At 67.3% G+C, this 14,824-nt stretch carries 12 protein-coding genes; 9 read left to right on the top strand and 3 right to left on the bottom strand.

What is annotated here, in order from left to right; translation table 11 throughout:
* Window positions 1-10 precede the first annotated feature (10 nt).
* From AC3A6Y_RS08555 to AC3A6Y_RS08545, 3 genes are read left to right on the top strand one after another with little or no spacing between them, the layout of a single operon-like run.
* Window positions 11-727, top strand: a complete 717-nt coding sequence (locus tag AC3A6Y_RS08555) for a 4'-phosphopantetheinyl transferase family protein (RefSeq protein ID WP_487867758.1) — start codon at window positions 11-13, stop codon at window positions 725-727.
* Window positions 724-1,530, top strand: a complete 807-nt coding sequence (locus AC3A6Y_RS08550; RefSeq protein WP_487867757.1) for a serine aminopeptidase domain-containing protein — start codon at window positions 724-726, stop codon at window positions 1,528-1,530. Before AC3A6Y_RS08555 ends, AC3A6Y_RS08550 begins: the two co-directional genes overlap by 4 nt.
* On the top strand, window positions 1,523-2,470 hold the full coding sequence (locus AC3A6Y_RS08545) for an alpha/beta fold hydrolase (RefSeq protein WP_487867756.1): 948 nt from the start codon (window positions 1,523-1,525) through the stop codon (window positions 2,468-2,470). The genes AC3A6Y_RS08550 and AC3A6Y_RS08545 overlap by 8 nt, the downstream gene beginning before the upstream one ends.
* Here the strand turns inward: AC3A6Y_RS08545 and AC3A6Y_RS08540 are convergent.
* Window positions 2,467-3,408, bottom strand: coding sequence for a LysR family transcriptional regulator (locus AC3A6Y_RS08540; RefSeq protein ID WP_487867755.1), 942 nt, complete (start codon window positions 3,406-3,408; stop codon window positions 2,467-2,469). The genes AC3A6Y_RS08545 and AC3A6Y_RS08540 overlap by 4 nt on opposite strands.
* Before the next feature lie 99 nt (window positions 3,409-3,507).
* Here AC3A6Y_RS08540 and AC3A6Y_RS08535 point away from each other — a divergent pair, with 99 nt between their 5' ends.
* The 3 genes from AC3A6Y_RS08535 to AC3A6Y_RS08525 all read left to right on the top strand — a co-directional run bounded on the left by AC3A6Y_RS08535 (window position 3,508) and on the right by AC3A6Y_RS08525 (window position 6,599).
* The gene (locus tag AC3A6Y_RS08535; protein WP_487867754.1) at window positions 3,508-3,951 is read left to right on the top strand and encodes a VOC family protein; all 444 of its coding nucleotides are present in this window, start codon (window positions 3,508-3,510) and stop codon (window positions 3,949-3,951) included.
* Window positions 3,952-4,072: 121 nt separating this feature from the next.
* Complete coding sequence (locus AC3A6Y_RS08530) at window positions 4,073-4,501, top strand: hypothetical protein (RefSeq protein ID WP_487867753.1); 429 nt, start codon at window positions 4,073-4,075, stop codon at window positions 4,499-4,501.
* A gap of 46 nt (window positions 4,502-4,547) precedes the next feature.
* Complete coding sequence (locus tag AC3A6Y_RS08525) at window positions 4,548-6,599, top strand: hypothetical protein (RefSeq protein ID WP_487867752.1); 2,052 nt, start codon at window positions 4,548-4,550, stop codon at window positions 6,597-6,599.
* Between the two features lie 201 nt (window positions 6,600-6,800).
* Here AC3A6Y_RS08525 and AC3A6Y_RS08520 read toward each other — a convergent pair whose 3' ends face one another.
* Both AC3A6Y_RS08520 and AC3A6Y_RS08515 read right to left on the bottom strand, forming a co-directional pair.
* The gene (locus tag AC3A6Y_RS08520) at window positions 6,801-9,944 is read right to left on the bottom strand and encodes an efflux RND transporter permease subunit (RefSeq protein WP_487867751.1); all 3,144 of its coding nucleotides are present in this window, start codon (window positions 9,942-9,944) and stop codon (window positions 6,801-6,803) included.
* Between the two features lie 31 nt (window positions 9,945-9,975).
* Window positions 9,976-11,238: an efflux RND transporter periplasmic adaptor subunit gene (locus tag AC3A6Y_RS08515; RefSeq protein WP_487867750.1), complete on the bottom strand. Its 1,263-nt coding sequence runs from the start codon at window positions 11,236-11,238 to the stop codon at window positions 9,976-9,978.
* A 211-nt stretch (window positions 11,239-11,449) separates the two neighbouring features.
* Between AC3A6Y_RS08515 and AC3A6Y_RS08510 the strand changes: the two genes are divergently transcribed.
* From AC3A6Y_RS08510 to AC3A6Y_RS08500, 3 genes are all read left to right on the top strand, one after another.
* Window positions 11,450-11,923, top strand: a complete 474-nt coding sequence (locus AC3A6Y_RS08510; RefSeq protein ID WP_487867749.1) for a hypothetical protein — start codon at window positions 11,450-11,452, stop codon at window positions 11,921-11,923.
* Window positions 11,924-12,012: 89 nt separating this feature from the next.
* Window positions 12,013-13,383 (top strand): tRNA (N6-isopentenyl adenosine(37)-C2)-methylthiotransferase MiaB, encoded by a 1,371-nt coding sequence (gene miaB / locus AC3A6Y_RS08505; RefSeq protein WP_487867748.1) that lies wholly within the window; start codon window positions 12,013-12,015, stop codon window positions 13,381-13,383.
* Window positions 13,383-14,810, top strand: coding sequence for a sensor histidine kinase (locus tag AC3A6Y_RS08500; RefSeq protein WP_487867747.1), 1,428 nt, complete (start codon window positions 13,383-13,385; stop codon window positions 14,808-14,810). Before miaB ends, AC3A6Y_RS08500 begins: the two co-directional genes overlap by 1 nt.
* Window positions 14,811-14,824: the final 14 nt, after the last annotated feature.

Raw genomic sequence — 14,824 nt, 5'->3', positions numbered from 1 at the left:
AGGAGTCATCATGACGACCGTGCAGCTCCCCTCTTCCCTTCACTGCCGCCTGTGGCAGGTGGACCTGGACGCAACGCCCGCGCCACAGGCCGTGGCTTCGCTTTCGGAAGCGGAATGGGAGCGCGCGCGGCGCTTCGTCTTCAAGCGCGATCGCAACCGCTTCATCGCGGCCCATGCCGCGCTGCGCGAAACGCTCTCCTCGCAATGCGGCATCCCGGCCTCGATGCTGGAGTTCGCGGTCGGTCCCTTCGGCAAGCCCGGCCTGGTCGATCAAAACGGGCTGCGCTTCAATCTCAGCCACAGCGAGTCGCTGGCGCTGATCGCGGTCTGCGACGATGCCGAGGTGGGCGCCGACCTCGAGCTGCTGCGCCCGATGCCCGACGCCGAGGCCCTGGCCGAGACCTACTTCACCCCCGCCGAGCGGCGCGCGCTCGCCGACCTGCCGGCCGAGGCGCGCGAGCGCGCCTTCCTCTGCTGCTGGACGCGCAAGGAGGCCTGCCTCAAGGCCACCGGCATGGGCCTGTCGGTGGACACGCGCAGCTTCGAGGTGGGCGTCGAGCCCGATGCGCGTGAAGTGAAGATCGACGCGGCAGACGGCGTTGCGCGCCTCGCGCTGTCCTCTTTTCACGATGTCCAGGGAGCGCTGTGCGCCGTGGCCCGCTTGCTGGCCTGCGGGCCGGCCGCGGCGGCGTGCCGGCCCCTGGTCGACAACGAGATCTACGCATGACCCCGATGCTCTTCGGCCCGGCCTCCAGGCAGCTGTTCGGGCTCTTCCACGCACCCGAGCGCGAAGGCAAGCTCGCGGTGCTGATCTGCATGCCCCTGGGCCAGGAGGCCGTGCGCGGGCACCGGCTGTTCCGCGTGCTGGCCGACCGGCTCGCGCGGGCCGGCGTGGCGGTGCTGCGCTTCGACTACCACGGCAGCGGCGACTCGCCCGGCGAGGACACCGACGGCGACCTCGAGGGCTGGCGGCGCGACGTCTGCACCGCGCACGAGGAGCTGCGGCGCCGCACCGGCGCCCGGCGCATCATCTGGCTCGGCGCGCGCCTGGGCGCGACGCTGGCGGTCATGGCGGCCAAGAGCGGCCGCTGCGATCCGGCACGGCTCATCCTGTGGGACCCGATCGTGGACGGCGCGCGCTACCTCGAAACGCTGCGCGCCGGCCATGTCGATGCGCTGGAGCGTTCCTTCTGCGTACCCGACCCGGCCTGGCGCCGCCAGCTGGCCCGGGACCCCGATGCCTTCACGCAAGAGATCTTCGGCTTCGGCGTGTCGCCGCTGATGCGCGATCAACTGCGCGCGCTCGCGCCGGCCACCTTGCAGCTCACCGCGCTGCACGAGACGGTCGTGCTGGCCGATGCCGAGGACCACGCGGCTCAACAATGGGCGGCCCAGGAGACGGCCCGCCATATGCCGGTGGGGACTTCGGCCTTCGCGCATCCCCTCATATGGACGTCCGATCCGCACCCCAATAATGCGATGGTTCCCACGGAGGCGCTGCAGAGACTGCTGGCGGCAATACATGAGTGACTACAAAGAGACACCCGTTCAGTTCGGGCCCGACGGCTCGCTGATCGGCATCATCACCACGCCGGCCGAAGGTCCGCTGGCGCCGGTGGCCTGCCTCATGCTCAACATGGGCGCGAACCATCGCATCGGGCCGCGGCGCATCAACGTCAAGCTCGCGCGCGAGATGGCCGGGCGCGGCATCAGCTGCATCCGCATGGACCTCGCGGGCCTGGGCGACAGCGGCCCGGCCAGCGGCTCCGAGCACTTCCTCACGCAGGCGGTGCTGGACCTGCAGGCCGCCATGAACCTGATCCAGACCATGCTGGGCGTGCGCCGCTTCATCGTGATCGGCCTGTGCTCCGGCGCGACCAACGGCCTGTCGCTGGCAGTGGCCGACCCCCGCGTGGTGGGCCTGCTGATGTTCGACGGCTATGCTTTCCCCGGCCGGCGTGCGCAGCTGGAGCGCCAGTTCCGCCGCGCACTGGCCGCGCCCACCAACCCGGCCGTGATCGGCAAGACGGCGCGCTGGCTGCAACGCAAGTTCTCCGCCAAGGCGGCCGCGGCGGCTGCGCCGCACATCTTCGAGCCCGATCCGCCCGAGGTCACGGCCGCGGTGTTCCGCCGCTCGATGACGCAGGTCGCGGAGCGCAACGTCGCGGTGCTGCTGTTCTACACCGGCACCATGCACGTGACCGACCGCAAGCGCGACCAGCTCGGCCCCTTCGCGAAAGAGGCCTTCACGCAGCGCTTCGAGTACCGCTTCATCGGCGAGATCGACCACAGCCTGACCTCCATGGAATCGCAGCGGATCTTCATGGAGGTGGTGTGCGACTGGGCGCTGCGGGTGGTGCAAGGTGCGGGGGTGACTTCTACCCCGCATGCCACGGCGGCCACCCGCAGCGGCGGGCAGCTCGCCAGCGGCAGGCCGGCCGTGGCGTTGCAGCGGGACCCGGTGCTTTAGTTCCGGGCGCCCGGGCCCGGCCGCCCTTTGCGGCGCTTGTCCTTGGCCGGGATGTCGGCAGCCGCTCCCCTGAATTCGTAGGCGGCGCAGATCAGCTTCTCGAGCAGGCCCGCCGATCCGGCCAGCGGCCGGCTGCCGCGATTCACCAGCCCGACGTCGCGATAAAAAGTGTGGCGGCCCAGGTCGATGGCGCGGACCGATGCGGGCCAGCGCCGGTGCATGGCGGTCTGCGGCACCAAGGCCATGCCGACGCCCTTGTCCACCAGGGCCACGATGGCGTCCAGCTCGTCGAGTTCGCAGATGTCCTTCACGTCCACATGCGCCGCGCGCAGGAAACGGTCAACCTGCCGGCCGCCGAAGGACGAGCGGTCGTAGCGCACGAATGGATGGCGGGACAGCAGCTCTGCCCAGTCGTCGCCTTCGACCCGCCGGGGCACCAGCAGGCGGAAGGGCTCGTGGGCCAGTGTGGTCCAGCGCAGGTCGCTTTGCAGCGCGAAGGGCGGGCGGATGATGACCGCCATGTCGATGTCGCCGGCATCCACGCGGTTGAGCAGCTCCATCGACACGCCGGGCAGCACGCGCGTGCGGCAGCTTGGGGCCTGCCGGTGGAAGGCTGCCAGCGCTTCGGCCAGCAACAGGCGCTGCGCGGACGCGATCGCGCCGATGTGGAGCACCTCTGCCGCGCGCGATGCGGCATGGTGCGAGCCCAGCTGGCCATACAGCGCGATCAGCTCGGTGGCCTGCGCCAGCGTCTCCTGGCCCATCGCATTCAGGCGCGCCGAGCGGCCGGTGCGGTCGAAAAGTGCGAAGCCGAGTTCCGTCTCCAGCCGCTGCATCTGGGCACTGACCGCCGCCTGCGTCAGGCCGATCTTGTGGCCGGCGGCAGCGAAGGTGCCTTCGCGGGCGACGGCGATGAAGGTCTTCAGCTCGCGGATCATTCACAAATTCTCTTGATGCTTGCGGCAAATATATATTGATTTTCTTTCTTCTCCGGCGCCCCTAGGATCACGCTTCCACCTCTACACCATGCCGCCGCGATGCTCACCCCGACCACCAACCCCGCCCTGCTGTCCCCCTTCCACCTCGCCTTCCCGGTGCATGACCTGGTGCTGGCCCGCCGGTTCTACGGCGAGCTGCTGGGCTGCCCCGAGGGCCGCAGTGCGCAGGACTGGGTGGACTTCAACTTCTACGGCCACCAGATCGTGGCCCACCTCGCGCCGGGCGAGACCGGCGCGTCGCAGCGCAATGCGGTCGACGGGCACGGCGTGCCGGCGCGGCATTTCGGCATCGTGCTGCCGATGCCCGAGTGGGAGGCGATGGCGGCTCGGCTGAAGGCGCACGGCGTCGAATTCGTGATCGAGCCGTATGTCCGCTTCAAGGGCGAGCCGGGCGAGCAGGCGACGATGTTCTTCCTCGACCCCTCGGGCAATGCGCTGGAGCTCAAGGCCTTCGCGGATATCGGGCAGCTGTTCGCGAAGTGAACGCGGGCGGGACTGGCCTGCCGCAAGGAGATTGGGCGGAATGAGGCGGGACCGTCGGCAATCAATGACGACAGACCGCTGGGCTTCGGAACTCTCTCACTGTCGAAGTTACTGAAGGCGGATGAATACCCTGCCACTCGATTGCCTCGTCGCCAACTTCCTTGCTTGTGAAGGCAGGCTCGACAGTCCTCCACTCCCCGACGAGGAAAACGTCTTTCCCATTCCGCTCGATGCCACCCGCTGGCTTGGTGTGCAGTTGAACGAATCGGAAGACGAGTTGCTGTTTTTTGCGCATCCCGGCCCCGAGGCGGTCTCTCAAGACTCGCCGCAAGGCGGCGAAGCCGCGCAGACCTCCGAAGAGCTGGAACTCGGCGACGATATGGACGGAAATTGGGTGCTCACCGCGGACCGATCGGATGGGCGCTACACGCTTTGGATCAGCGTGGAGCACCAGCGGGTGGGGCATCTCGAGTTCGCGAGGATTGTCGATAACCTGCGCTGGCGGTTTGCGGTGTGGGATGAGGTCCTCGTAGACCGGAACGATCCGTGACCGGCTGTTACTCAAGGGGTTCCACTCACTCGAGTTCAAGAATTCCATGGAAGCCATAACGCGTCGACTCCCTTCGTCAAAAATCTTCAGGACCGCCAAGGAGGACGACGATTCGTCCGGCGACGAAAGGGCCAACAAGGGCGGCGACAAGAAAGTGATGAATCTCCAGTCTCCCAAGCTGAAGCCGAAGTGGCCGCTGCATCTGGAGACACTTCACAACGAACTCTCCGATCGCCACAAGAAATGGAAACTCAAGACCCCGATCAAGACCGCCATCAACCTGCTCCACGCGCTCAATCTCGACGAAGTTGCGTGCAGTGCCCTTGACGACGAGGGCGTCATCGCGAACATGGTCAGTGAGCTGGAAACAAAGAATATGCATTTTGGCGAAGAGCTTCGAGGTCGAGGCGCTTTCCTGATCTCGATCTTCAAGCGTCTGGCGGAGCTGGATGACAAGGCGCCAGCCCAGGAATTTCTTCGCCTTTGCGACGAAAACGCCAAGCGCCAGCTCGCCGAGACTGAGGCATACGACGACATTGCGAAGCTGCCTCCGGCCCGACCGAATCTCGATCGCAATCAAGCAAAGCGCGTAAGGGAGCTCTTCATAGGCCACGTGAAAAACACGATCAAAGGTGATCCCAGGGCCTACGTCACGGTCTTGATGCCGCTGATTCAGGGCTGCCCCCCAAGCGCACGCGACAAGGTCCTCGAGCTTCTCGCGGACAACAAGGTTTTCAAGGCCTGTAAGAAGTCTCTCAAGCTCGCTGCGGCCGTTGCGGAGCTCCAGACGATCAGCCCGGCCGCGCGGAGGCAAGTGGATGCCCCGCTTGCCTTGCTAGTGGTGGATATCAACCTTGCGATGGACGAGGTGCCGGAGCCCAGGGAGATGGCCTCCGATTCCTCGCAAAACCCGAAGGTAATTGCGCTGTTCGCAGAAGTGGAAAAGGGCCTGGGCGAGCAGCAGTTCGACCTCCAGACGCTGGTTGCCGTGCTGTGCCCCGGCAAGGACACGACGCAATCGCAGGCGGGGTTCGTCGCAGGATTGATGAGACATCTGATCCAAGGCGCGCATCACCGAGAGGAGCTATTTGACTTCCAAGACTTCTTGTCGGCCACGCTGCTTTCGGGTATGCCAGCAAAGTACGTACAGTGGCTCACGAACCCCGCAGTAGGAACCTGTCGAACCGCTTTCGACGTACAGAGGCTTGTCGAAGCCATGGAGTACATGGCCCGGATGACGGGCATGGAGATCCCCCAGTGGATGTCGCTCCAGGGCTTGGCAAATATCGTCAGCGGGGATATCGGCAACCCGATGTACATCGAACTCGCAATCAAGGAAGAACTGGAGCGCACGGGATCGCTCGATCAATTTCGGCAGCGGCTCAAAAAAGTCGAGGATGAAGCTCGCGAATCAGTCAACCGGATCGCAGCCAGCTTCAACAAGTCGGACCAAATAGAAGGAGACACTGGCCGGTGGTATGTCGAGCATGCGTGGCCATCACAAGCCAAGCTGGACACCGCACGGCGAAACGCAGAGGAGACGAGGGCGCAGCAGCGCCTTCAGGACGCGCTCAAGTCAACCTCGGCCGACGTTCGTGACGCGATCAAGGATATGGCGTTGGCTTTCGACTGGGAACAAAAGCTTACCTGCGCCAAATCGTTGGCCAGCAAGCTTGAGAGGGGGATGCTCGACGTGCAGAAAGTTGCCGGGGAACTGGCGGCGATCGGAACACCGGCTGCAATACGTCTTATTGGCGGCGTGGCGGCAACGCTGCCTCTCGATAGCGCTCGTGCGTTTCTTGTGACAGCGCACGAGCATCAGCGTGAGGCGCTCCAAACCAATGAGTTTGCGATCGACTTCGTGGGCATTTGGTATGCAACCAGAGCAAGCATGACCACGGACGAATTCAAGGTCGTAACGATCACAAGGGATCTCATCAATTTCCTTGCCGAACTGGGACAACAACAAGCCTTGCCTAGCACTTACCTCATTCAGATTCAAATGAAGAAGTGGGTTGCCGGCCCACTAGCCCATCTAAGGTTGCCCTTCTCGCCGGCTCAGCAGCAAGCGCAAGCACTTATCAAAAAGATGCATTAATTGCTGTTCTCGTGCTCGGTGCGCCGCCGTGAGCCCGGCCCGGTCCGATGCCGGGATCAACTCACGCCCTTGCTGCCGCGCAGCAGCGTGCAGCGGGCACTTGACTTCGCGCTGTGGCTGATCGACGGGTCGATGCCCTCCCCCCGCGCTGTCCCGAAGGGAGAGGGAGCAAGACCGGCATGCGCTCGCTCAGACGACAGATCAAGCCGCAGCGTGCCCGACCTTCTCCCCCGGCAGCTCCTGCATCGGCCCGCTCCCGCTGTACCGGTCCAGCGCCAGGTAGATGGCCGGCGTGATGTAGAGCGTGATCACCTGCGAGAACAGCAGCCCGCCGACCACCGCCACGCCCAGGGGCTGGCGCAGCTCGGCGCCGGCCCCCAGGCCCAGTGCGAGCGGCAGCGCGCCCATCAGGGCAGCCAATGTGGTCATCAGGATCGGCCGGAAGCGCAGCCGGCAGGCCTCGCGGATCGCGTCGACCGGCTGCATGCCCTGGGTGCGCTGCGCATCCAGCGCGAAGTCGATCATCATGATCGCGTTCTTCTTGACGATGCCGATCAGCAGCAGGATGCCGATGGTCGCGATCAGCGTCAGGTCGAAGCCGAAGAGCTTGAGCGAGAGCAGCGCTCCCACCGCCGCCGAGGGCAGGCCCGCGAGGATGGTGAGCGGGTGGATGTAGCTCTCGTAGAGCACGCCCAGCAGCACGTAGATGACCAGCACCGCCAGCACGAGCAGCACCGCCTGGCTGGCCTGCGAACTCTGGAACACGGCCGCGTCGCCGCCGTAGCTGGTGATGATCGAAGGGGGCACCTTGAGCTCGGCCTTGAAACGATCGATCTTCGCGGTCGCGTTGCCCAAAGGCACCTCGGGCGCCAGGTTGAAGGACACCGTCACGGCCTGCAGCTGGCCCTGGTGGTTGACCGAGGTCGGGCCCACCGTGCGCTTGACGGTCGAGAAGGCCGACAGGGGCACCAGCTGCCCGGCCTTGTTGCGCACCGACAGGCGCGACATGTCCTCCTCGAAGCGACGGTCGTCGTCGGCCGCCGAGAGGATCACCTGGTAGGTGTTGCTGGGCGCGTAGATGCTGCCGATCTGGCGGTCGCCGTAGGCGTTGTAGAGGGCGGTGCGCAGGTCGCCCACGGCGACGCCGAGCACGCCGGCCTTGTCGCGGTCGATCTCCAGCGTGGCCTGCAGGCCGCGGTTCTGCGAATCGCTGGTGACGTCGCGGAAGTCCGGGTCGGCGCGCATGCGCTCCATCAGCTTCTCGGCCCATTCGTTGATGGCGCCGGCATTGACGCTCTGCAGCGTGTACTGGAAGCGCGCCTTGCTCTGGCGGCCGCCCAGGCGCAGGTTCTGCACCGGCTGCATGTAGACGGCCACGCCGGGGATTTCGCGGAAGCGCTTGCGCAGCTGCTCCAGCACCTGCGGCATGCGCGGCCGCTCGCCGCGCGGCTTGAGCACCGCGAACAGGCGGCCGGCGTTCTGCGTGGCGGTCGGGCCGCCGACGCCGATGAAGGAGTTGACGTAGGCCACGCTCGGGTCGGCCATGAGCGCATCGGCAACGCGGTCCTGCAAGGCCTTCATCGCGGGGAACGAAATGTCCTCGGCCGCCTCGGTCGTGATCTGGATCTGGCCGATGTCCTCCTCGGGGAAGAAGCCCTTCGGGATGCTGATGAACATCCAGGCCGTGAGCGCGAAGGTCGCGGCCGCCAGGGCCAGCATGAGATTGCGGTGGTGCAGCGTCCAGTCGAGGGTGCGCATGTAGTTGCCGTGCACCCAGCGGTAGCCGCGCTCGAAGCCGCGGCCGATCGCGGTGCCGGGCTCGGGATGGGTTTCCTCGTGGTCCTCGGCCACGCCTCCTTCGCGCGGCTGGTGCCGCAGGAGCCGGCTCGCGAGCATCGGCACCAAGGTGAGCGAGACCACGGCCGACACCATCACGGCCAGGCCCACCACCACGGCGAATTCGTGGAACAGCAGGCCGATCACGCCGGGCATGAAGAAGATCGGGATGAACACCGCCACCAGCGAGATCGAGATCGAGATGATGGTGAAGCCCACCTCGCGCGAGCCGCGCAGCGCGGCGGCCATGGGCTCCATGCCCTTCTCGACGTAGCGCATGATGTTTTCGAGCACCACGATGGCGTCGTCCACCACCAGGCCCACGGCCAGCGTGATGCCCAGGAGCGACACGTTGTCCAGGCTGTAGCCGAAGGCGTAGAGCAGCGCCACCGCACCGATCAGCGAGATCGGGATGGTGGCCGCGGGAATCAGCGTGGCGACCACGCGGTGCAGGAACAGGAAGATCACCAGCACCACCAGCAGCACGGTGCCCAGCAGCGTGAGCTGCACGTCGTGCACCGCCTCGCGGATGGAGATGGAGCGATCGTTCACCATGTTGATCGCGACCGACTGCGGCAGCTCGTCGCGGAAGCGCGGCATCAGCGCGCGCACCGCGTCCACCACCTGCACCGTGTTGGCATTGGGCTGGCGCAGCACGGCCAGCGAGATCGAGCTCTCGCCGTTGAAGCTGCTGGCGGTCTTGACGGATTCGAAGCTGTCCTCGATGGTGGCCACCTCGTCCAGCCGAACCGGGGCGCCGTTGCGCTGGCCGACGATCACCTTGGCGAAGTCGGCGGCCTTGAGCATCTGCTCGTTGGCCTGGATGGTGAGCGTCTGGCGCGGGCCGTCGAGCACGCCCACGGGCGTGTTCGCGTTGGCCAGGCGCACCGCGTTGGCGAGTTCGTCGAGGGTGATGTTGCGGGCGTTGAGCAGGTCGGCATCGGCCTTGACGCGCACCGCGAAGGCCTTGCGGCCGTAGACCGCGACCTGGGCCACGCCGTCGATGGTGGAGAGCGTGGGCGAGATCAGGTTCTCGGCGTAGTCGTTGAGCTCCGACGGCGACATCGAGGGCGAGACCAGCGAGATGAAGAGCACCGGCGCATCGGCCGGATTGACCTTGCGGTACGAGGGCATCTGCGTCAGCTCGACCGGCAGCTGGCGCTGCGCGCGCAAGAGTGCCGCCTGCACGTCGACGGCAGCGGCATCGATGTCGCGGCTGCTGACGAATTCGAGCGTGATCGAGCTCACGCCCTGGGTGTTGACCGAGCTGATGGTCTGCAGCCCGGGGATGGTGGAGAACTGCTTCTCCAGCGGCAGCGCGACCGAGGAGGCCATGGTGTCGGGACTGGCGCCCGGCAGCTGCGCATTGACGTTGATGACGGGCGTGTTGTAGCTCGGCAGTGCCGCGACCGGAATCTGGAAGTACGCGAAGATGCCCGCCACCACCGCGGCGGCCGAGAGCAGCACCGTCATCGCCGGACGGCGGATGCAGAGCTCCGAGATGTTCACTGGATCACCCCCGCCCTGCGGGCTGCGGTGCTCACGTGCGCTCCCGCTCCGCGACCACGCTGGCGTTGCCGGGCCTTGCGGAGGCCGCGCTGCCCGGGGTCGCCTCGGGCGCGTTGCCGTTGGGGCGCTGCTGCGGCGGGGCGGCGCCGTCCAGCCGCACCTTGCCGCCCGGGCGCACGTTCTGCTTGCCCTCGATCACCACCTGCTCGCCGGGCTCGACGCCGCGCACCGCGACCTGCGTGCCGAAGGTGTGCAGGGTCTCGATCTTGCGGCGCGTGGCCTTGTGCTCGGCGTCGACCACGTAGACCGAGCTGCCATCGGCCAGCATCATGACGGCGGCCGCGGGGATGACGGTGGCGCCCTGGAGGCTGCGCACGGTCACGCGAGTCTCGACGAACTGGCCGGGCCACAGGGCCTGGTCGGCGTTGTCGAACACTGCCTTGGCGCGCACCGTGCCGATCATCGGGTCCACCGTGTTGTCCACGAAGTTCAGCGTGCCCTTCATCGGCGTCCTGCGTCCGCTCACCAGCGCTTCGACCGGCGTTTGCGAGCGCGCGGCGGCCAGCAGGTCCTGGAGCTTGCCCTCGGGCACCGGGAAGCTCACCGCGATCGGGTCGAGCTGGGTGATGGTCACCAGCGTGAGGGTGGGCTGGACCAGGGTGCCCGGGTAGATGTTGACGGCGCCGATGCGCCCGGCGATGGGCGCGCGCAGCGTGGCGTAACCCAGCGCCACCTGCGCCGACTGCACCGCCGCCTTGTCGGCCGCGACCGCGGCGCGCTGGGCCTCCCACTGCGACAGCGTCGCGTCGGCGGCGGCCTTGGCGATGAAGTTCTGCGCCAACAGCTCCTGGCTGCGGCGGTACTGGCGCTCCAGGTCGGCCAGCGTGGCCTCGTCCTTCTGCTGCTGGGCGCGGGCCTTGGCGAGGTTGGCCTGGTCGGGGCGATCGTCGAGCGTGAAGAGCAACTGGCCCTGCTTGACGAACTGGCCTTCCTTCACATGAACCTCGCGCACGGTGTTCGTCACCTGCGGGCGCAGCTCCACGCTGTTGAGCGAGACCACGCTGCCGTTGACCTGCACCGTGATCGGCACGTCCTGCTTCTGCGCCGCGGCGAGCGTGACCAGGGCGGCTGCGCCGGCACCCGGCCCGGCGCCCTTGCCGGGCGCGGCGCTGCTGCCGGCGGCCGGTGCGCCCGTTTGTGCCACGTCCTGGGTCCTGTTCCCGGCCCAGCGCCAGGCGGCGGCCGCACTCAGGATCAGCACACCCGCGAGGGCGAGGACGAGTTTCTTGTTCATGAGCGCTTTTGCATTGGGTAGAAAGCCGGCCACGGTTGTCCGAGGCGCACTTTTGCCTGACAGCAGCTATTGGATCAGGGGTGGGGGACTGCCGTCCATCGGTGCCGTAAAGATAAGTAAAGCGAACATGAAGCACGGCACGGAAGGCGCTCCCTTCGCCGCGGCGTGTGGGAGGCGGCCGCTAGAATCGCCGCTGCCCCACAGCCTCTGGATGAACACCATGAACCGCTGCAACCCTTCCTGGTCTGCTCTCATTTTGGTAGCACTGTGCGCCGTTCTGGCGCCCGCCGCCGCGCAACAGTCGGTCCAGACTCAGAACGAGGCCGCGCTCGGCGGCCGCAACTTTCCCATCGGCACGCTGCGCGGGCGCTTCATGGTGATGAATGCGCCCGAGATCCAGCTCGACGGCCAGCCCGAACGGCTCTCGCCCGGCGCCCGCATCCGCAGCGCACAGCAGATGCTGGTGATGCCGGCGGCCCTCACCGGACAGAACCTGCTGGTCAACTACAAGCGCGACGCCGCCGGCCTGGTGAGCGAGGTCTGGATCCTCACGCCCGAAGAAGCCCAGGCCAAACGCGAATCGGCCGAGAAGCCGCTCCTGAACTTCTGGCCCTTCGTGGCCGACACCGGCCCGCGCGACGACGGCAAGACACCGTTCGACCAGCTGCCCCGCTACGGCCAGTAATCCTCGAACCCGGCGACCGGACGCGGGGCGCGCCTGCCCCTGACGTCCGGAGTTCGGCTTTTCGACGGCACCTCCACGGAGCCCACCCCATGACCCCCAAAGTTTTCATCAAGACCTTCGGCTGCCAGATGAACGAGTACGACTCGGACAAGATGGCCGACGTACTGCGCGCCGCCGAGGGCTACGAGCCCACGACCAACGTGGAAGAGGCCGACCTGATCCTCTTCAACACCTGCTCGGTGCGCGAGAAGGCCCAGGAGAAGGTGTTCTCCGACCTCGGCCGCGTCAAGCACCTCAAGGCGCGCGGCGTGAAGATCGGCGTCGGCGGCTGCGTGGCCAGCCAGGAAGGCGCGGCCATCATTGCGCGCGCGCCCTACGTCGACGTGGTATTCGGCCCCCAGACCCTGCACCGCCTGCCCGAGCTGCTGCACGAGCGCGAGCGCGCGGGCCAGCCGCAGGTGGACATCAGCTTCCCCGAAATCGAGAAGTTCGACCACCTGCCGCCGGCACGCGTCGAGGGCGCGACCGCTTTCGTCTCGATCATGGAAGGCTGCTCCAAGTACTGCAGCTACTGCGTGGTGCCCTACACCCGCGGCGAAGAGGTGAACCGGCCGCTGGACGATGTGCTGGTCGAGATCGCCGGCCTGGCGGACCAAGGGGTTCGCGAAGTCACGCTGCTGGGCCAGAACGTCAATGCCTACCGCGGCCGCATGGGCGACACGGCCGAGATCGCCGACTTCGCGTTGCTCATCGAGTACATCGCCGAGATCCCGGGCATCGAGCGCATCCGCTACACCACCAGCCACCCGAACGAGTTCACGCCGCGGCTGATCGAGGCCTACGCCCGCGTGCCGAAGCTGGTGAGCCACCTGCACCTGCCGGTGCAGCACGGCAGCGACCGCATCCTGATGGCGATGAAGCGCGGCTACACGGCAATGGAATACAAGAGCACGGTGCGCAAGCTGCGCGCCATCCGCCCGGGCCTCTCGCTCTCCAGCGACTTCATCGTCGGCTTCCCGGGCGAGACCGACGCCGACTTCGAGAAGATGATGAAGCTGATCGACGAGCTGGAGTTCGACAACAGTTTCAGCTTCATCTTCAGCCCGCGCCCCGGCACGCCGGCGGCGCAGTTGCACGACGACACGCCGCACGCAGTCAAGCTGGCGCGGCTGCAAAGGCTGCAGGCGGTAATCGACGCCAACGTCAAGCGCTTCGGCCAGGCCCTGGTGGGGACGGCCCAGCGCGTGCTGGTCGAAGGGCGCTCGCGCAAGGATGCCGACGAGCTGATGGGGCGCACCGAGTGCAACCGCGCGGTGAACTTCGAAGGCGATCCGCGCCTGGTCGGCCAGATGATCGACGTGCGCATCACCCGTTCGCTGGCCTACTCGCTGCGCGGCGAGGTGCCGACCGCCGAATCGACCTCGTCGCCGGCCGCCCGGACCGCGGCGGCCGCGGCCTGATGGCGGGCCTGAAGTCGGCGCGCGGCTCGTTCCAGCAACTGCTGCTGTTCGCGTTCCTCCTGATCACCGCGCTGCTGGTGGGCGTGGCCCTGCGCTCGGTGTTCCAGTACGACGCGCTGATGACGCAGAGCCGCAACGCCGCAGGCCGCGCGCTCACGCTCTCGGGCGCGGCGCAGTCCCTGGCCGAGCGCAGTGCCGCGATGGAGCGCGCCGGGCGCCAGTCGCTGGTGCTCAACGATGCGGTGCTGCGCCGCCGCTTCGACGATGCGGCACGGGACGCCAACCATGCGCTCGACCGCCTGGGCGCCAATGGCCTGCCCTCCACCGGCCTCGACCTTTGGCGCGGCCAGCTGGCCGTGATCGAGGGACTGATGAGCGGTGCGCCGGAAACCGCGCTGGCGCGCGAGAGCTCGATGGCCATGCAGTTCCGCGACCTCGACGCGCTCAACACCAACATCGCGCAGCAGGCCCAGATCCTGATCGAGACGCAGAACAACGCGCTGGCGCAGCGCATCGAGAACGCGCGCCGCCGGCTGATGCGCGAGGTGCTGGCGGCCAGCGCGGTGGCGGTGGCGCTCGCGCTGGCCTTCGGCGTGTGGCTGGCGCGGCCCTTCAAGCGGCTGCAGCGCGCCATCGTCGGGCTGGGCGAGAACCGGCTCGACGAGCCGATCGACATCCGCGGCGCGGCCGACGTGCGCCGCATCTCGCAGCAGCTCGAGTGGCTTCGGCTGCGGCTGACCGAGCTGGACGCCGACAAGGCACGCTTCCTGCGCCACGTCTCGCACGAGCTCAAGACTCCGCTGGCGGCGCTGCGCGAAGGCGTGTCGCTGCTGGAGGACGGCGTGACCGGCGCCTTGAACCCGGCGCAGCGCGAAGTGGCGCAGATCCTGCAGCAGAACACCGTCGCGCTGCAGGGCCAGATCGAGGCGTTGCTGCGCTTCAACGCGGCGGCCTTCGAGGCGCGCGAGCTGCGCCGCCAGCGCACGCCGCTGCTGCCGCTGATCGAGGAGCAGATCGAGGCCCAGCGCCTGCAATGGCAGGCCAACGGGCTGGCGGTGCGGGCCGAGGGCGAGCCGCTCGCCGTCGTGGTGGACCCGGTGAAGCTGGGTACGGCGCTGGCCAACCTGCTGTCCAACGCCATCCGTTATTCGGCGCGTGGGGGCACCATCGTGATCACCGTGTCGAGCACGCCGGACACCGTCTGCATCGAGATACAGGACGCGGGCCCGGGCATAGCCGAGGGCGACCGCGACCGCATCTTCGAGCCTTTCTATCGCGGCGAGCGCCAACCCCAGCATGCCGTCAAGGGCACCGGCATCGGGCTGTCGATCGTGCAGGAGTACATTGCAGCTCATGGCGGCCGCATCACGTTGCTGCCCGAGGGACCCGGGGCGCGCTTCCGCATCGAGCTGCCGCGCTCCGCCTGACCACCGCCCCCGCC

Source organism: Variovorax sp. Soil_C_17 (assembly GCF_057657265.1).
The sequence above is the reverse complement of the archived record's forward strand: the minus strand, read 5'-3'. Positions and strand labels throughout refer to the sequence as shown.

Coding starts and splice junctions, on each gene's coding strand:
- miaB (WP_487867748.1), top strand. CDS start 12,013: ATGACCCCCAAAGTTTTCATCAAGACCTTCGGCTGCCAGATGAACGAG.
- AC3A6Y_RS08545 (WP_487867756.1), top strand. CDS start 1,523: ATGAGTGACTACAAAGAGACACCCGTTCAGTTCGGGCCCGACGGCTCG.
- AC3A6Y_RS08530 (WP_487867753.1), top strand. CDS start 4,073: ATGAATACCCTGCCACTCGATTGCCTCGTCGCCAACTTCCTTGCTTGT.
- AC3A6Y_RS08525 (WP_487867752.1), top strand. CDS start 4,548: ATGGAAGCCATAACGCGTCGACTCCCTTCGTCAAAAATCTTCAGGACC.
- AC3A6Y_RS08500 (WP_487867747.1), top strand. CDS start 13,383: ATGGCGGGCCTGAAGTCGGCGCGCGGCTCGTTCCAGCAACTGCTGCTG.
- AC3A6Y_RS08555 (WP_487867758.1), top strand. CDS start 11: ATGACGACCGTGCAGCTCCCCTCTTCCCTTCACTGCCGCCTGTGGCAG.
- AC3A6Y_RS08535 (WP_487867754.1), top strand. CDS start 3,508: ATGCTCACCCCGACCACCAACCCCGCCCTGCTGTCCCCCTTCCACCTC.
- AC3A6Y_RS08550 (WP_487867757.1), top strand. CDS start 724: ATGACCCCGATGCTCTTCGGCCCGGCCTCCAGGCAGCTGTTCGGGCTC.
- AC3A6Y_RS08510 (WP_487867749.1), top strand. CDS start 11,450: ATGAACACCATGAACCGCTGCAACCCTTCCTGGTCTGCTCTCATTTTG.
- AC3A6Y_RS08515 (WP_487867750.1), bottom strand. CDS start 11,238: ATGAACAAGAAACTCGTCCTCGCCCTCGCGGGTGTGCTGATCCTGAGT.
- AC3A6Y_RS08540 (WP_487867755.1), bottom strand. CDS start 3,408: ATGATCCGCGAGCTGAAGACCTTCATCGCCGTCGCCCGCGAAGGCACC.